This window comes from Arthrobacter humicola, from assembly GCF_039531445.1.
Taxonomy (GTDB): Bacteria; Actinomycetota; Actinomycetes; order Actinomycetales; family Micrococcaceae; genus Arthrobacter; species Arthrobacter humicola.
On sequence record NZ_BAAAQB010000020.1, the window covers coordinates 1 to 506 of the forward strand.

Sequence of the window (506 nt, forward strand, 5' to 3'; positions counted from 1 at the left end):
GGTGTCCTTGATGCCGCGGTTGTGCAGGTACCGGTTGGACTGGGCCTGGTAGATCGCGTTCATCGGCCCGATGCCCATCGAGACCGTGGGGAACTCCCAGAACCCGGGCATCAGCCGCGGGTGCGGGTAGGAGGACAGGGCGTGGCCCTCCTTGGACTTCTCCTGCCGGAACCCGTCCAGGTCCTCCTCGGACAAACGGCCCTCCATGAAGGCCCGGGCGTACATGCCGGGGGAGGCGTGGCCCTGGAAGAAGACCTGGTCCCCGCCGCCGGGGTGGTCCTTGCCGCGGAAGAAGTGGTTGAACCCGACCTCGTACAGGGTCGCGGCCCCGGCATAGGTCGAGATGTGCCCGCCGACCCCGATGTCCGCCCGCTGCGCCCGGTGCACCATGACCGCGGCATTCCAGCGCAGCCACGCCCGGTACTTCCGCTCGATCTCCTCGTCCCCGGGGAACGGCGCTTCCTGGTCCACCGGGATCGTGTTGACGTAGTCCGTGGTGGTCACCA

General features: G+C 68.4%; 1 pseudogene. It reads right to left on the reverse strand.

From position 1 onward, the window contains the following. Nucleotides 1-506 (reverse strand): annotated as a pseudogene (locus tag ABD243_RS07215) (pyruvate dehydrogenase (acetyl-transferring), homodimeric type); the annotation flags it as partial.